The following is a 551-nucleotide window of genomic DNA, read 5'->3' on the forward strand; positions in this document are numbered from 1 at the left end:
CGCAACTGCCTGATCGACACGCTCGGCTGCGGACTCGAGGCCCTCTCCTACCCCGCCTGCACGAAGCTGATGGGACCGATCGTGCCCGGCACGATCGTCCCGAACGGCGCAAAAGTGCCGGGCACCCGGTTCCAGCTCGACCCGGTTCAGGCCGCCTTCAATATCGGCGCGATGATCCGCTGGCTCGACTTCAACGACACCTGGCTGGCCGCCGAATGGGGTCATCCGTCCGATAACCTCGGCGGCATTCTCGCCACCGCCGACTGGCTCTCGCGCAACGCCATCGCCAGCGGCAAAAAACCGCTCGCCATGAAAGACGTCCTGATCGCCATGATCAAGGCGCACGAAATTCAAGGCTGCATCGCGCTCGAGAACTCGTTCAACAAGGTCGGGCTCGATCATGTGCTGCTCGTGAAGCTCGCGTCGACCGCCGTGGTCGGCCAGATGATCGGCCTCACGCGCGACGAGCTCATCAACGCGGTGTCGCTCGCCTTCGTCGACGGGCACTCGCTGCGCACCTACCGCCATGCGCCGAACACCGGCTCGCGCAA

The 551-nt window shown here is 65.0% G+C and carries 1 pseudogene; it reads left to right on the top strand.

The annotated features are described in order from the left end of the window. Nucleotides 1-551: pseudogene (locus tag QYH69_RS35990) on the top strand (bifunctional 2-methylcitrate dehydratase/aconitate hydratase); the annotation flags it as partial.

It is taken from the genome of Paraburkholderia sp. SARCC-3016, assembly GCF_031119615.1.
GTDB lineage: Bacteria > Pseudomonadota > Gammaproteobacteria > Burkholderiales > Burkholderiaceae > Paraburkholderia.